Source organism: Candidatus Rickettsia barbarica, from assembly GCF_041477405.1.
Lineage (GTDB): Bacteria > Pseudomonadota > Alphaproteobacteria > Rickettsiales > Rickettsiaceae > Rickettsia > Rickettsia rickettsii.
In genome coordinates, this window is sequence record NZ_JBEWYL010000003.1 from 110,169 (window position 1) to 126,594 (window position 16,426).

Genomic DNA, 16,426 nt, shown 5'->3' on the forward strand with positions numbered 1-16,426 from the left:
ATTATCTCTTGACACTGGGGGAGTATTGCTTTATATTCTTTATCTATTGTATATACTGGGTGAACTTCAAAATTGGCTACGTCGTTCTACAAGATCTGCGGTGCTCACTTGTTAAGTATAAGCTCCGCTTCTCGGTGTGTGAACTCTTAGCTCTTTTTGAAGTTGATCTTCGTATATGACTCTTTATTTACTTGAAGTATATTTTATAAGTTTTAAGGTATTTAGCTTATGTCTCGTAAGTGCGAACTCACAGGTGTGGGTGTTTTATACGGCAACAATGTATCACATTCTCAGCGTAAAACTAGAAGACGTTTTGAACCTAACCTAAGATCGGTTAAGTTTACAAGTGATATAACAGCTGGGGAATATAGATTATCGGTTAATGCTAGATGTATTAGTTCAGTGGAAAAAGCCGGGGGTTTTGATGCATATATTCTAAAAGCCGATGATAATGTTTTATCAAGTAACGCTAGAGCTATTAAGAAAAAAATAATTCAGACTAAAACAGCAAAATCATTATGAAAAGCGGTATACATCCAGAATATAAAAAGTTTTTGATTAAAGTAGGAAGTGATGTTTTTGAAACAATGTCTACTCATCCTACAGGTGAAATTTTAATGGATGTTGATTTTAGGAAGCATCCGGCATGGAATAAAGATTCCGGAAATGTAGTAAATCAATCGAACAAAAGTGTTAGCGATTTCAATAAAAGATTCTCAGGTCTTTCTTTCGGTAGTAAGAAAGAAGCTAGCTAGGCTTTATTTGTGGATAACAAATCGTCATTGCGAGGAAATTGCATAGCAATTGACGAAGCAATCCAGTAAACAATTTTGATTTATAGAATTTTTTTATTATTTTTTCTGGGTTGCCGTGCAGTCTACGACTACTCGGTATTTACGCAAGAATGACACTAACAATAAAATATAACACAGATAAATCGTCAATTCTCAATTATTGCGGGGTGGAGCAGCTCGGTAGCTCGTCAGGCTCATAACCTGAAGGTCGTTGGTTCAAATCCAGCCCCCGCTACCATATTTTTTAATGTTATGCTAGCTCACTTATAGCGTTATTGAAGTCTGCTGATGCCATTCCTAACTCAGTGTTGTTGCATGGTTTGGTTTTCCTGTCATTGAGAGAAGGCATTCACACAGGCAATGCCTTACATCCAATACGAAAGCAAATTATGACTACTCAGAAAATAGTGCCTACAAAATCAACTGATGGCAGTAAGCTTTTTCGTCATCAAGCTAAATTTGTAGCCGGTGCTATGAATATAAATCAAATCCCCAATTTTTCATTACCGGAAATTGCTTTTGTCGGTAAGTCAAATGTCGGCAAATCAAGCCTAATAAACACGATATGTAGTAATAAAAATCTTGCTAAAGTTTCTAATACTCCAGGGCGTACTAGGCAAATCAATTTCTTTAACCTTGCAGATAAACTTATTATAGTTGACCTTCCCGGTTATGGTTTTGCTAATGTTCCTATATCAGTCAAAGAGCAGTGGGGAGTGTTAATTAGTTATTATTTACGAAATAGTTATAATTTAAGGTTAGTTAACTTATTGATTGATTCAAGAAGGGGTATAAAAGAAAATGATAAGAAAGTAGCTGATCTATTACTTGCAAATAAAAGAGAATTTCAAATTATTTTCACAAAATCCGATAAAGTTACGGATCATAAAAACCTTCACGATGAAGCACAGAATTTTCTTGCAACTTTAAACTACTCATGTAATGTTATGTATGTAAGCAATAGGAGTAAAGAAGGTGCAAGAGAACTTAAAGCTAGTTTGGCAAAATGCATCAAACCTCAAAAATAAAGAGGTAGATAGTATTTCTTCATTAAATAACATTGCTATAATTAAGAATATAATAAAGTGTAGTAGTGAGTTGAAGAATCAAGCAATAGTTCTAAAATTACCTGCTACTATTATTATTGACGATAAATTATTTACGGCTTTTATTGAATCTGTTAGATTGCTTGAGATGTGCGGTACTAAAATATATATAGTACATGATCATATTGATTTACGAAGTTCGTCTTTAATATCACAAATAGATGAAAATTTTAGTCAAAAAATTAGTAAAATAAGCGACTATAATTCTCTAAATAATCCTATTATTATGGAAACTTTATCCAGTTACGTTAACAAGCTTATAGTAACAAAGTTAAGTAGTATAGGTTGTTATGCAGTTGGTATTTCAGGTAAGGATGCTAATTTACTGCAAGCAAAAAAAGCAAAACTATCTTACCGAAAAATTGTAAATCAGGATGTTATAAATATTGGTTTTTTAAGCGAGCCTATTATGATTAATCCAGAAATTTTATTAAATTTTGCAGATAATAATATTATATCCGTGATAGCACCGTTTGCGAGCGACGATCAGGAGAAAACGCATTTATTAAATGTTAACTTAACGTTAGCAACAATTGCTTCTGCATTAAGTGCAGAACATTTAATATTGCCATATGAGATATTACAGGTATCCGAGACGTTTCCGTATAATATAAAAATACGAGATATTAACTTGTTGAAATCAATGTTAGATGATAGTAATAATTTCATCGAAGAAGCATTAATTAAGATAGCAGTTAATGTCCTTGAAAATAATAATGGTTACGTACATTTTGTGAATAGTGAAGCACCGAATTCAATATTGTCAACTATATTTGATATTAATATAAATTAATAGAGGTTTTTTATGGCAGGAACATTAGCATCCGATCTTTTATTTGTAGGGTTAACTAGACCGCCGATGATATTTGGAGTAAGTATTAAGTTTGCTGCATTAAATATGATAATGACGATGCTAGTATTTATTTGGAATAACGGCATTATGATTTTATTCATTGCAGCTGCTTTGCATTTGGTAGCTTATATTATATGTTTTAAAGAACCGAGATTCATAGAGCTATATTTAAATAAAATGTCAAGAACTAACCAATGTCCTAATAAATTTTACTACGGAGCAAATTCGTATAATATTTGAGTTTTATGTCATTCCCGCCTTACGCGGGAATGACATAAAAAGAGGTATAACTGACAAAATAAATCAAAATAGTTAAATCAGGTGAGGTAATGAAATTATTTAGAACTAGAGCCGCTAAAGAATTAAGGTCTAAACAAGAAAGACCCACTTCGCATTTTATTCCTTATAAATGTCATTGGGATAGTAATACTATTTTAACAAAAGATAATTCTTTATTACAAGTTATTAAAATGAATGGATTTTCTTTTGAAACTGCTGATGATGAAGATCTAGACATTAAAAAGAATATCAGAAATGCCTTACTTAAAAATATGGCCTCGGGAAATATCGTTATGTATTTCCATACTATTAGAAGACGTAAAGCAGTAATATTTGACGATACAGAATTTACTTATGATCCTACCGTAAAAGTCCCTAATGATTTTATTACTTATTTAGGTGCAGAATGGCGTAAGAAACATGCTGGGGCTAGGTCGTTTTTTAATGAATTATATGTTAGTATTTTATATAAGCCCGATACTGGCGGTGTTGCTATAGTTGAGTATTTTCTAAAGAAGCTTAGACAGAAATCTAATAAAACCGTTTGGGAAAACGACATGAAAGAGATGAAAGAAAATCTTCAAGAAATGTCAACTAGAGTGATTAATACATTCAGAAGTTACGGAGCAAGATTACTTGGAGTTCGTCAAACGCAGTCAGGTAGTTATTGTGAAATTTTAGAATTCCTTTCATCGTTAATCAATTGCGGCGATTCACCGGGTCCTATAGCATTACCGCGTGGTACTATTGACGAGTATTTACCGACTCATCGCTTATTTTTTGATTCTCGTACTATTGAAGTAAGAAGTCCGCTTGGCAAGAAATATGCTGGAATGATCAGTATACTTGAATACGGTCCTAATACTTCGGCAGGAATTTTTGACGGATTCCTGCAAATGCCTTTTGAATTTGTTATGACGCAAAGCTTTGTCTTTGTTAATAGAACAGTAGCGATCGGTAAAATGCAATTACAGCAAAATAGAATGATACAATCCGGTGATAAAGCTACTTCACAAATTGCTGAAATTAATACGGCCCTTGATATGGCCACCAGCGGTGATATCGCTTTCGGTGAGCATCATTTATCGCTTTTATGTTCCGCAAATAATATTAAAGCTTTGGAAGATATATTGTCAATGGCAGCAGTTGAGCTTTCTAATTCAGGAATTCAGCCGGTTAGAGAAAAAGTTAACATGGAACCTAGCTATTGGGGACAGTTGCCGGGAAGTATGAATTATATAGTGCGTAAATCCACTATAAATACTCTTAATATGGCTAGCTTTGCCTCACAACATAATTATCCGCTCGGTAAAATTAGAGATAACCATTGGGGAGAATATGTCACAGTACTTGATACTACTTCAGGTACACCGTTTTATTTTAATTTCCATGTAAGGGATGTTGGACATACTCTCATTATCGGTCCAACCGGTGCCGGTAAAACAGTTCTTATGAATTTCTTATGTGCTGAAGCACAAAAATTCAAACCTCGTATGTTCTTTTTTGATAAAGATCGAGGAGCAGAAATATTTATACGTGCTTTAAACGGAGTTTATACAGTAATTGATCCGGGTTTAAAATGCAACTTTAACCCTTTACAGCTTGAAGATACTAGTGAGAATAGAACGTTTATTTTAGAGTGGTTTCGTGTGCTTGTAACTTCTAACGGTGAAAGTTTAACTGCACAAGATAATAAAATCTTATCTCAAGCGGTAAGCGGTAATTTTAGATTAGCAAAACAAGATAGAAGGCTTAGTAATGTTATAGCATTTCTTGGTATTGATACACCAAATAGTTTGGCAAGTAGGATTGCAATGTGGGTTGGTAGAGGTTCACACGCTAAGATATTTGACAATGAAATAGATGATATTGATTTACAAAAAGTAAGAGTATTCGGTTTTGATATGACTGAATTACTTAAAGATCCTGTAAGTCTTGCACCGGTATTACTATATATTTTCCATCGTATTAATATCTCTTTAGATGGGCAGAAAACTATGATAGTACTTGATGAAGCATGGGCTTTAATCGATAATCCGGTATTTGCACCTAAGATCAAAGATTGGTTAAAAGTGTTGAGAAAATTAAATACTTTTGTTATATTTGCTACGCAGAGTGTCGAAGATGCTGCAAAAAGTAGAATTAGTGATACGTTGATTCAACAAACAGCTACGCAGATTTTTTTACCTAATTTGAAAGCTACGGATATTTATCGTAGTGCATTTATGTTAAGTCAACGAGAATATATTTTAATTAAAACTACTGACCCTACTACACGTTATTTTTTAATAAAACAAGGAATAGATGCCGTAGTGGCAAAAGTTAGCTTAGATGGTATGGATAACATAATCAGTGTTTTATCCGGTAGAGTTGAGACTGTAATATTGCTCGATCAAATTAGAGAGAAACACGGCAATGATCCGGATAAATGGTTACCTATATTTTATGCAGCAGTTAAAACATTATAAATGCCTGTCTGTCATCCCACGGCTTGACCGCGGGATCTTGTCTCACAGACTGTATTCTGAGATCCCGTGGACAAGCCACGGGATGACATTTTTACAATGTGAGGCAAGTAACTAGTTATGAAATTATTTCCTCGTAGTATACTTATAACATTAGTATTAAGCTTTGCCCTAAATTTAGGGATAGTTACTAAAGCTCATGCTAAAGATACTCTTGATAGCATTGTAGATGTTTTGAGTGGCTTAACTTGCGAAACCCAAGGCGTAGGCGATTTGCTGCGTACTGAATTTTCTCATACATGTATTGTTGCTCCGTTCTTTACTTTTGCGGTAATGAATCTTGTCTCTTCCGTTTTATACATGAATACGTTTTTAAAGCTTAAAATAAACGACAGTGATTTATTTAACGATAGTAACTTTGGGAATTTTCCTGGAGGTCAATGTACTCGTGAAAACAGAATTGATCCTAAAAATCCAGAATTACGCTTTGCTTTATGTAATAATGCTAAATTAAGTGTATCTCGGGCAAAATCTGTTGCAGAATCGGCACTTGCTATTGCTAAAGCCGTCTTAACAGGGAGCGATCCTTGGGATGATATAAAGACAGCGTGGGCAAATAAAAAAAAGGAATATCATGTTCCATATAGTGGTAAGCCCGGTGATGACGGTTTTGCATTTGATTTAGGCTTTCCTGTAATATATTGGAAAGTTATTCAAGATAAAGATAGAATATGCGTATCGACAAAAGGATTTACAGGAGACGTTCCCGTTGGCTGTAAATATATGAAAGAGCCGTTTCCAAAATCCATGTATAATAGCTTTATGGATGTAGCAGATAAGGATTTTATTGAGGATCCAAATAAAACTCCTACCGATCCTTTAGCTCTAGTTTCCTGTAGTGCAGTGGGTGATGGATGTTATCAAAAAGCTTATAATGCTTCAAAAACTGCAGTAGTCATGACTTCTCCTCTTATAGAATGTATGAGGCAAATGATTGCTAGATTACTAATTAGTAAAGATGTTTGTAGTTTTGATAATGTAAGCCAAGTGGTTAATTTGGTTTCAAGGCAAGATAGTGTATTCTTTCAGTTTCAAGTAGGAATGTATAAAATAGTTACGGCTTTTCTAACTTTATATGTTATGTTTTTTGGCTTTAAACTATTACTTGCAGGTGAAGTGCCGCCAAAAAGTGAGTATATAAATTTTATATTGAAAATTATATTCGTAACTTATTTTTCAATAGGAATTAATATAACCCCTGGTAATGGTTCTCCGTATGACCGGTTGGACGGCATGATTCAGTGGGCGTTTCCTTTCTTACTTGACGGTATAAACGGTTTAGCAAGTTGGGTTATGAAGGCTGCTCCGTCCGGTTTATGTAAATTTAACAATCTTTCTTATGACGGTACCGTTTCTTATATTGCATTATGGGATGCATTAGATTGTAGGGTAGCTCATTATTTAGGGCTTGATATATTATCTACGTTACTTGTCGAAAATGCTTATCGCAGTCATGATTTTTTAAATTTTGATTTCTTTAGTTTTAGTGCTCCACCATATATTTATTTGCTAATTCCGGCGATAATCTCCGGTAATATGATGTTGGTGTCACTCGCTCTTGCTTATCCGTTACTTGTGATTTCGGTTGCTGCCTTTATGGTTAATGCAACGATTATGTGTATGATATCTATAGTAATACTCGGTATTTTGGCTCCTCTTTTTGTACCTATGTTTTTATTCGCATATACAAGAAATTATTTTGAGAGCTGGGTTAAACTAATGATCTCGTTCTTGCTACAACCTATGGTGGTAGTTACTTTTATGATTACGATGTTTTCGGTATATGATTATGGTTTCTACGGTAAATGTCAATATAAGAGCAAGTTAATTCACAATAGTATAGAAGACAAAATTCAAGGTGGCATTACTTCTAAGAGGGATGTTTTAATATTTTACATTAATAATAATTGGGATGATACGTCACAGTATCCTGATAAAGATGCTGTAGAAAGCTGTCAAAATAGTTTAGGTTATATGTTAAATAACCCTATTACCACGGTATTTAACTTTACAAAAGATAGTGTAAGTGAAATTATCGATAGTAAACCGGGTAATACCCCTACCGATAAATTTCTTGCTAAATTCCAGTTTTTATCAGGAGTAGTTTTAGAGCCCGGAATGTTTTTCATGTTTCCAAAAATGCTTTTTGAGAAAATTAAAAATATTTTGCTTGCGTTAGTTATGGCATGTTTTACATTGTATTTGATGTATAATTTTAGTAGTCAGTTAGCTGAATTTGCTGCAGATATGACGGAAGGAGTAGCTCTTAATAATGTTGCTATAAAACCGCAAGCAATATTTAAGGCAGCTATGGCAGTACTTGCTACTGCGGGTGCTGCAACTAAGGGGGGCGATCAGATAGCAAGTAGAGGAGGAGTTGGTGATTTAAAAGCTGGTCAAGGTGGAGGAGCAAGTGATTTAGAGGTAGGGAAAGGCGGACTACCAAATGATAATATTGCTGCAAGCGGAGGTACGTCGGCACCTGCGGTAACAACGCCGACAGCTTCGTCTTCTGTAGCAACTTCTAGCCCAAAAACTGTAAGTAGTGAAGCAAGATCAGATGTTGTTACTCCTCCTGCTCCTACAGAAGCTGTTTCACCACCGTCTGCTAGTATTAGAACTTCTATTTCTACACCTGCACCACGTGTTGGAAAAATCATAAGAGATAATAATCAAGAAAGTAAAAAAGAGATTGATAATACTCCGCCTTCACAGGAAAAAGTTGATAATGCAGCTCCACAAGAAAAAGTTGACAGCACAAGTAAAGGTACAGGAGTAATTGATTATAGTTTTAACTTAAAGGAACATGATAATCCGACAGGCGTAAAACAGATACGGGAAAATGCAGAGATTCGAGATAAACGTGTAAAAGTAGAAAAAGTATGGAATGAACTAGTAGCAAGTGGAAGAGGAAGAGTAAGAGAACAAGAAGGAGGAGAAATATCAGAACGGCGTGCAAATGCTGAAAAGGCATGGGATGAGTTAGTAAAAAGCGGCGTAGTAACAGAAAAAAAAGATAATAGTTCTAATGAAAACTCTTAAAACCTTAAAGATATTTATTACAGTTTGTATAGCGTCTGTAAGCTTAGCTAGCTTTGCCGGCTTTGGAGAATCATGTTCTAGTTTACCGACTACTTCAGATGGGTATTTAGAAACGGACACGGCATATGGCTATATAATTCGTAATATTGATATGAAGGATCCGAGAGGTAATTGTAACTCAGTTGCGTCTAGTATAACGTTTTGTTTTAAAAATGTAGAAGGTAGTAGTAGCCCTTGCACCATGTATACTTTAAATGAAGGTGACTCTAAAAAGATTAGTGATTTAAGTACCGATAATAATCCTGATCTTGGAGCAAATCCTGTATTAAAGAATATCGTTTTAACGGTTAAAAAATGGGATAATAATCTATGTTTAGTTATGTCTACGTCAAGGGGACCGATGCCGGTAGCATGTAAATCTTTGAGTGCTATACCGACTCCACCTCCTTCTGAGGATGAGAATTGTAATATAGGAAAAAGTTGTTATACGGGAGCAAATTATAGTCAATCGTTAATTAATTTTTCCGGTCTTGCAGTTCAGTGTTTGAGTGAAACGCTTAATAAAATATTTTTTGCTGGAAAGAGTTGTAGTGCTCAAGATCAAAATTCTAGAATAACTAATCTTGCTGCTTTTTCTACGTTTCAAGGTTATTTAAAGAGAATTATAGGTGCGGCATTAATTCTTTATACTATGTTTTTTGCCTTTAATATGGCTCTAAATACAGAATATGCAAGTACTGAAAAAATAGCTCTTTTTGTAATAAAATTCTTATTTGTTGCTTATTTTTCTATCGGTCTTGGACCTTTAGATTTTAGCGGCGGTCAGCCGACAAAAGAAAACGGTATGTTAAAATATGGATTACCTCTTTTGATAGGAGCAGCACCGGACTTTGCACAGATGATCTTTAATGCAGCAGGTTCTAGAGGATTATGTCAATTTGATAATTCAAAGTATAAGGACGGTTATAAATTTTACGGTTTATGGGACACGATTGATTGCCGTATAGGTTATTATCTTGGCTTGGATTTACTTTATAATATAGATAAGAATGGAGTGTTAGGGAATGTGGTCGGCAATGGTCCCCGTGGTAATAATACACCTATACCTAATTTTGATCCTGAAGGCAAAAATGACAGACCGAATGATTTAAGTAAAGTAGGAGCACTTAGATTTTTTACCGTTATGTTTGGATTCTTTATGGCCGGAAATGTTATTATACTTGCAGCAGGTTTAGTATTTTCTGTAATATTTTTATCTATACTTTTATATTTTATTACGCATTATTTAGTTTGCATGATTACTATTTACGTTATGACATATATTTCTCCTATATTCATTCCTATGGCTCTATTTACTCGTACAAAAGCTTATTTTGACGGGTGGCTAAAAGTATGTATTTCATGTGCATTGCAGCCGGCAGTAGTAGCAGGTTTTATAGCTTTATTAATAACTATGTATGATTCCGCAATATTTAAAAATTGTGAATTCCTTAGATATGATTATGAAAAAGGGGATATTAGATTTAGTACTTTTGAGTTAAGGCTTCCTGTTGGCGGGGCAGATCAATGTCAGGAAAGTTTTGGATATAAAATGTTAGAATATTATGCAGGTAAAGGTTGGGAAGAGCATTTATTGATACTTTTTCCAATAAAATCAATTGTTAGAGATGTTGTATCTATTTTAGCAGAACTTTTATGCGTATTAGTATTTTCGGTTATTTTTTATTACTTCTCTAAATCTATAGGGCGATTTGCTTCTGATTTAACTAATGGTCCTAATATGGATGCAGTAACGGCAAGTCCCACTAAAATCGTTGGTTTAGTAAAGAAAGGAGCAGCTTTTCTTAAGGATGCTGCTATGGCTTTGCAAGGTAAGCCGCTGGTAGGAGATAAGCCGGGTGTTGGAGGTAAGCGTAAAGATGGAGAGCAGCAAGGCGGGGATTTAGCAAGCGGTTCGGGTGGAGGTAAATGATAGAATATGCAGGGTAACTTATTAAAAGTTTTAGGAGTACTTGCTATAGTAGCAATGTTAGTTTGCTTTATTTTTGCAGCACTTGGTATGATAGGAGCAGTAAAAGTCGGTGACAGCTGCTACATGAGATATACGTCGGACGGTCAAGGAGGAGCGGATTCAATAACCGGTACTATAACCCTTAATGCTAATGCTAATTATGTAAACACTACTAAGATGTTGTCCGACGGCACGACTCTGCTTGTTCCTGATCCTACTCGTTACGGTGAATGGCTAAATACTCAGGTGCTAGTAGAAAACAGCCAACCGGTGAATTTACAAGTGGTTGGTCAGGTTAGTTTGTGTTTAGCTTATATACCGAAAGATAATTTACAACGTACAGGGGCTGGATCTAATTTAGATGATAACGGTCAAATGATCCCGATTCCTCGTATTAACGATACAAATAATCCACCTGTCTCTCTAATAATGGATGCAAAAAATAATGAATGGCGTAATATTGCCGAATTATACGCCAATGATAGAGTTTTAGTTTCCGTATCTCCTAATTTTGCCAATACGGATGCGACAGTTAAAGATGCTTTTAAAGGTGCTGAAGTTACGCAAGATTGTTCAGAGAATAAAACTACTTATAATCCAATTTGTGGAAAATATTCTGTTTATTCAGGTAAGTATGTCAATGCTTGCGAGTTAAAAGAGAAGTATTGGAATTGTCAAGTCACATGGAGGTGCCCTAACTGGTATGAGCAAGTAGGTTGCAACTGGGGAGCATTGGGCTGTATTGCGTCTTGTCCAAAGATACCAGAATGTACAACGAAATGTATGGCTTGGGTTAATATAACGAGACCAGCACCAGAAAACTACCTAGATGATGAGAGTTTTACATTTTCGTGGTCTGACAACACAGGTAAATTATTTATCGACTATTCAGCCCTTCAATGTTCTTATAATGCTAATATTCCTCCAGTTGATCAATGTCCTGATCCTGTTCACGATCGTCGTACAAAAGATAAAGATTATATTGGAGGTGTACATTGTACTTCGGGCATATGTAGCGATGGAGATTTTCAAAAGAATCGGAGATTTTGGTATACGGTGGACGGTAAAGGAGGCAAAGGACCAACTGGATTAATATATCAAATGAATGATGCGGGTTCTGTAAGTCAAGCTCTGCCTTCTAAGCTAGAATTTGCTAAATTTGTTGCAGATACAGATCAACCGCCTGACTATAAAGATAAAGACGGTAAATATTTATATAAAGTTATATATAATATACCTTTTAACAGTAATATTGCAAAAAGTTATTTACAATATAGGCTGTGGTCGCCTACCTCACAAGATAGTAGTAAGAATACGGGAGGATACGTTTTAAATATTAAACAGACTAAATGCTATAGAGAAAACGGTAATAGTTTTAACGATACTTTTGATGATCGAGGACGAGTGCAATACATCATAGTAAAGCCTTCGGAAAACCCGAATACTAGCGGTAAAACCTATTCACCTCAAGGAATGAGCGTTGATAGTGAAGGTAAATATAGCTTTAACGCAAATGAGGTGGGTTATATATGGATGAAAATTCTAAATGATCCTGGTAATAATTTAAGGGACTATAAAGATAGTGAAGGTAGCTATAAAGTACATTTCTCAACATCCTTAAAAGTAGGAAGTTTTACTATTAAAGTAATGAATCCGTTACTTCAGTTATTTAAAACTAAAGTGCAAGGGGCTGCTACTTCTATTTTTAAAAATATGGTATGTTATAAAGCTAATGATAGTTCGTCCTGTACTAACTTTTTTACCTATATTAAAGCAATTTTAATTCTGTATGTGATGACTTACGGAGCAATGTTTTTACTTGGTTTTGCTAAGATAAACCAAAAAGAGCTAGTAATTAGAATAGCAAAAATCGGGGTAGTTAGCGGACTGATGAACGGTAATACCTTTGAATTTTTCAATAACTATCTTTTTGATGCAATTACCAATTTTTCAGACTCAATTATTGCTAATATGAGTGGATATAGTTTGTTTACTTCTACTAATACTATTTCTAATCCTTTCATGTTTTTAGATGCAGTAATGAGTAAAATATTTTTTAGTCAAACCTTTATCGCTCAATTACTTGCACTTCTTTCTCTTGGGCTTAGCGGTATTATATATTTTATAATTACTTTTATTGCGGTTTGTATAGTAATTATTACGGCGCTTAGAGCTGTTGCCGTTTATATTATGGCATTTATGGCAACTTGTATATTAATCGGTATAGCCCCTTTATTTATTAGTTTCTTATTATTTGATTTTACTAGGTATTTATTTGATAATTGGGTGAGGTTTACGATCCGCTATATGATGGAACCGGTAGTTATGATGGCAGGTATTATAGTGCTAACACAACTATTTACCATTTATCTAGATTTTGTTTTAGGTTATAGCGTGTGTTGGAAATGTGCTTTACCGATAAAAATTCCGTTTATCGGTACTATTTTACCTATTGCCTTGCTGAATGTACCTATCTTCTGTATTAATTGGTTTGCCCCTTGGGGAATGGATTATATGTCGGGTATGATGGGAGTAAATATGCAAAATATCGTAGCTCTAGTTATTATTGCTTACGGTATGTACGGTTATGTCGAATTTTCAGGACATATGGTAGTAAAATTAACTAGTGCTGTTGGGCCTTCGGCTACTGAAATTGGTGGTAAAATGTCTCATGATGCAGGACAAAAAGCATTAAGTTCAATAGGAATGGATGATAAAACAAGACAAGGTATTACCGGCAGAGCAGAAGCACGATTAAAACAACGCAATAAGACATTAGATCAGGCTGAGAAAAATAGGAAAAATACGCCAAAAGAAGGGGGCGAGAAGACAAATGAAGAACCACCTAAACCTGAAACACCGAAATAGAGGGTGAATCGAAAATCGTCATTGCGAGGAAATTATGAAATAATTGACAAAGCAATCTCAGGAGTTATTTCATGAGATTGCCGAGCAGCTATACAGCTGCTCGCAATGACGGGTTTACTATTTAATACTATGGACAAGCCACGGTATGACGTGTTGGATAACAATTTAAAATTATGAAAATTCTTAAGAGTTTAGTTTTATTAGTTTTGTTTATGGCGATGCCAGCTAAAGCTGATGATGCTTTTTCATGGATGTCAACCAGTTTTGGCGGGTTAAAAAGTTTATTCGGTTGTTTAGAAGTGCCTGGATTTACAAGTTTTCAAGAGGGTAATATAGGAATTAGTTTATCTACAGCCGGACTTTGGCAATCAACAGGTAATACTGTTCAGAAAGGTAAATTGTTAAAAATAAATTGGTCTACTTCAGGTATTACTCTTGAACCTAGAAAATATCTAGTATTATATAGAATTGATCCAAGGTTTAGTATGCCGCAAGTTTTCATTAAAACTTATAATTATTCTAAATTACAATTTGAAGCTTTAGGATTTCCTCGTTTTGTTACGGACAATAACAGTGAAACACCGGGGACTATACCGCCTGATAAAGACCTTGATGCACTTTCATTTACTAAAATGTCTGATTTTGTTAAATATTTTAACTATTCTAACGGTAATTCAAGAATTGAAGTTAAGGCCGGCGATGTAGTAAATATTAGTTTAGTTGGTAAAGATAATTTTTTTAGCCCTAATACTCTAAAACTTCCTAATACCGTAGATAATATTTTAACACAGGAACTTGATAGCTCGATATTCGCTGCTTCTGCACTTTATACTCAAAGTAACCTTGGAGATTTTGATAATAGAATAATTTACTCTTCTGCAGAGCAGGTGTGTAATATGATAGATAAGGAAAGAAAAAGTGTATGTAGCGGCACGGGTACTGCTACAAAGTATAAAAATACCGATAATGGAGTAATAGTCGGTAAGCCTATGATAACGGGAGCGGTACAGTATTTCATGGGCTTAATTAAGGCTTGTCCTGCTAATGCCGGTATAAATACTAGCCCTGCTTGCTATTACGATCAAGGTAGAGGGATGATAATTAAAGTAGGCGGGCAGGTTATTAAGGGACAAGATCAGAGTTTTGTAAATTCAGGCAGTACTCAAAGTAGCTTTATATATTATCAAGCCACTAGCGGTGGTACTATGGATTTTACTAGCGATTGGCAAGTTAGTAACATGTTTAGTAATTCAGTTTTAATGAGTGATTGGAGCCGAAATTTTTCAAATTATGCTAGTTTTGTAGATTATATAAATAAGAATGATTGGTCAGCTAATTTTTTATATTTTGGTTGTTATTCGATGATTGTTGAAATAGGTAATGGGGCAAATTTAATTAATCCTGATGATCAACAAAATATAAAGTTAGAATATTTAATAACGTCTGATGGTACATTACCTGATCCATCTGTTCGTGGTATGCCGGTAGATTATAACTTTGCGACTGATGCCCCGCACGATGGATATTTATGGTTAAGGGTGGTAAATCCTAATAGTAATATACAAGGGGTAGTTAGTGTAAATTATGCTAATTATACCGGTACAACTTGGTTTTCTGATATAATATATAATGGTGCTATTAAACCTATTACCGATCAGTTTAGAACTTTTAGTCAAGACTTTTATATTAAGTTAGTTAAAAATTCTGCAGTGCAGAATTTAGCTAAAACTGCATTAACCCTTTATGTTATTATATTTGGGCTAATGTTCGTTACAGGAGCATTAAAATTAACTGCCGTAGAAGTAATAACACGTATATGCAAAATAGCTATAGTAGCTTTTTTAATTAGAGAAGAAAGTTGGAGTTTCTTTAATACATACTTCTTTAGTGCATTTACTGACGGTATTGATTTCTTTGTAACTAACGTAGTAGGTGCTACAAGCTCTAGATCTAATATTTTTGGTTTTATTGATCCTATATTTGATAAATATACTAACGGTAGGATTTGGAGATTACTATTTATTGAATTATTACAAATACATAATGGTTTAGCATTTATCGCTATTATAACCATTTATTCACTTATTACTTATTTTAGAGCTATTTTAGAAGTTATAATAGGTTATGTGATTGCATTCATAGGGGTAACTGTTATGATTTCATTGGCACCGTTTTTTATAATATTAATGTTATTTGAAAAAACTAAAAGTTTATTTGATAATTGGATATCGACATTGCTTAGTTATGTAGTGCAGCCGACAATATTATTGATTTTCTTTTTATTGATAGATCAGGTTTTATCTGAGCAGCTTTTAAAAGTGGTAGTTAGAGCCTGTTGGGATACTCTTATACCAATAAAAATAGGGCTTGATTTAACACATCTTGGTATTCCGAGTCATTTCTCTTTTACATTACCGTTCTTACCCGGAATACCTTTCTATGTACCGGATGTTCCAGAAATTAGTAGCTCGAATATTCTAACGAACAATGCTAATACGTTCTTAGTATTATGTACTACGGCTTTATTATTTTATTCATATTGCTTGATGTCATATAGTTTAGTAACTTTTGTAAATATAGTAGTTGGAATGCTTACAAATGTTACACCAGCACGAATATCAGGAAATTATCAAGAACGTTCTGATCCTGTGGGAGCCGTTATGCAGGATATAGATTCAGTAACAAAACCGATTAAAAAGGCTGCAATGGCTCCGGCTAGAGTTTTCAAAGACAAGATAATTGATCAAAATTATAAAGCTAGAAAACCGGAAGTAGGTGGTGAATTTACAAATAAATTTCTTGCTGAGCGTAATGATGTGAAGAAAGAGGCAGGAGAGAAGAAAGAATAATTGTAAATATTTTCACCGTCATTGCGAGGAAATTGCATAGCAATTGACAAAGCAATCTCAGGAATTTAGTACTGCTTCATGAGATTGCCACGCTCCCTA

At 34.4% G+C, this 16,426-nt stretch carries 10 protein-coding genes and 1 tRNA gene; all 11 read left to right on the top strand.

The window, feature by feature from the left end; all coding sequences use genetic code 11:
• The first annotated feature begins 228 nt into the window (after positions 1-228).
• The 11 genes from rpmB to ABVF33_RS05295 all read left to right on the top strand — a co-directional run bounded on the left by rpmB (position 229) and on the right by ABVF33_RS05295 (position 16,327).
• Positions 229-522: a 50S ribosomal protein L28 gene (gene rpmB / locus ABVF33_RS05245; RefSeq protein ID WP_004996729.1), complete on the top strand. Its 294-nt coding sequence runs from the start codon at positions 229-231 to the stop codon at positions 520-522.
• The gene (rpmE, locus tag ABVF33_RS05250) at positions 519-755 is read left to right on the top strand and encodes a 50S ribosomal protein L31 (RefSeq protein WP_004996719.1); all 237 of its coding nucleotides are present in this window, start codon (positions 519-521) and stop codon (positions 753-755) included. The genes rpmB and rpmE overlap by 4 nt, the downstream gene beginning before the upstream one ends.
• A 200-nt stretch (positions 756-955) precedes the next feature.
• Positions 956-1,032, top strand: a tRNA-Met gene (locus tag ABVF33_RS05255).
• 151 nt (positions 1,033-1,183) lie between these two features.
• Complete coding sequence (gene yihA / locus ABVF33_RS05260; RefSeq protein WP_012719386.1) at positions 1,184-1,822, top strand: ribosome biogenesis GTP-binding protein YihA/YsxC; 639 nt, start codon at positions 1,184-1,186, stop codon at positions 1,820-1,822.
• A complete protein-coding gene (locus ABVF33_RS05265) occupies positions 1,770-2,693 on the top strand; it encodes an amino acid kinase family protein (protein ID WP_499706537.1) in 924 nt (307 codons plus the stop codon). The genes yihA and ABVF33_RS05265 overlap by 53 nt, the downstream gene beginning before the upstream one ends.
• Positions 2,694-2,705: 12 nt before the next feature.
• Positions 2,706-2,993: a type IV secretion system protein VirB3 gene (locus ABVF33_RS05270; protein ID WP_499706538.1), complete on the top strand. Its 288-nt coding sequence runs from the start codon at positions 2,706-2,708 to the stop codon at positions 2,991-2,993.
• A gap of 89 nt (positions 2,994-3,082) precedes the next feature.
• Entirely contained in the window at positions 3,083-5,500 is a 2,418-nt protein-coding gene (locus ABVF33_RS05275; RefSeq protein WP_499706539.1) for a VirB4 family type IV secretion/conjugal transfer ATPase, read from the top strand.
• A gap of 117 nt (positions 5,501-5,617) precedes the next feature.
• On the top strand, positions 5,618-8,599 hold the full coding sequence (locus ABVF33_RS05280) for a TrbL/VirB6 family protein (protein ID WP_499706540.1): 2,982 nt from the start codon (positions 5,618-5,620) through the stop codon (positions 8,597-8,599).
• Entirely contained in the window at positions 8,586-10,571 is a 1,986-nt protein-coding gene (locus ABVF33_RS05285; RefSeq protein ID WP_499706541.1) for a TrbL/VirB6 family protein, read from the top strand. Before ABVF33_RS05280 ends, ABVF33_RS05285 begins: the two co-directional genes overlap by 14 nt.
• 6 nt (positions 10,572-10,577) lie before the next feature.
• The gene (locus ABVF33_RS05290; protein WP_499706543.1) at positions 10,578-13,478 is read left to right on the top strand and encodes a TrbL/VirB6 family protein; all 2,901 of its coding nucleotides are present in this window, start codon (positions 10,578-10,580) and stop codon (positions 13,476-13,478) included.
• Between the two features lie 173 nt (positions 13,479-13,651).
• A complete protein-coding gene (locus ABVF33_RS05295; protein WP_499706544.1) occupies positions 13,652-16,327 on the top strand; it encodes a TrbL/VirB6 family protein in 2,676 nt (891 codons plus the stop codon).
• Positions 16,328-16,426 lie beyond the last annotated feature (99 nt).

What these genes read in the sequence shown, in the direction of transcription:
- yihA (WP_012719386.1), top strand. Translation starts at nt 1,184, where the DNA reads ATGACTACTCAGAAAATAGTGCCTACAAAATCAACTGATGGCAGTAAG.
- ABVF33_RS05285 (WP_499706541.1), top strand. Translation starts at nt 8,586, where the DNA reads ATGAAAACTCTTAAAACCTTAAAGATATTTATTACAGTTTGTATAGCG.
- rpmE (WP_004996719.1), top strand. Translation starts at nt 519, where the DNA reads ATGAAAAGCGGTATACATCCAGAATATAAAAAGTTTTTGATTAAAGTA.
- ABVF33_RS05290 (WP_499706543.1), top strand. Translation starts at nt 10,578, where the DNA reads ATGCAGGGTAACTTATTAAAAGTTTTAGGAGTACTTGCTATAGTAGCA.
- ABVF33_RS05295 (WP_499706544.1), top strand. Translation starts at nt 13,652, where the DNA reads ATGAAAATTCTTAAGAGTTTAGTTTTATTAGTTTTGTTTATGGCGATG.
- ABVF33_RS05270 (WP_499706538.1), top strand. Translation starts at nt 2,706, where the DNA reads ATGGCAGGAACATTAGCATCCGATCTTTTATTTGTAGGGTTAACTAGA.
- ABVF33_RS05280 (WP_499706540.1), top strand. Translation starts at nt 5,618, where the DNA reads ATGAAATTATTTCCTCGTAGTATACTTATAACATTAGTATTAAGCTTT.
- ABVF33_RS05275 (WP_499706539.1), top strand. Translation starts at nt 3,083, where the DNA reads ATGAAATTATTTAGAACTAGAGCCGCTAAAGAATTAAGGTCTAAACAA.
- rpmB (WP_004996729.1), top strand. Translation starts at nt 229, where the DNA reads ATGTCTCGTAAGTGCGAACTCACAGGTGTGGGTGTTTTATACGGCAAC.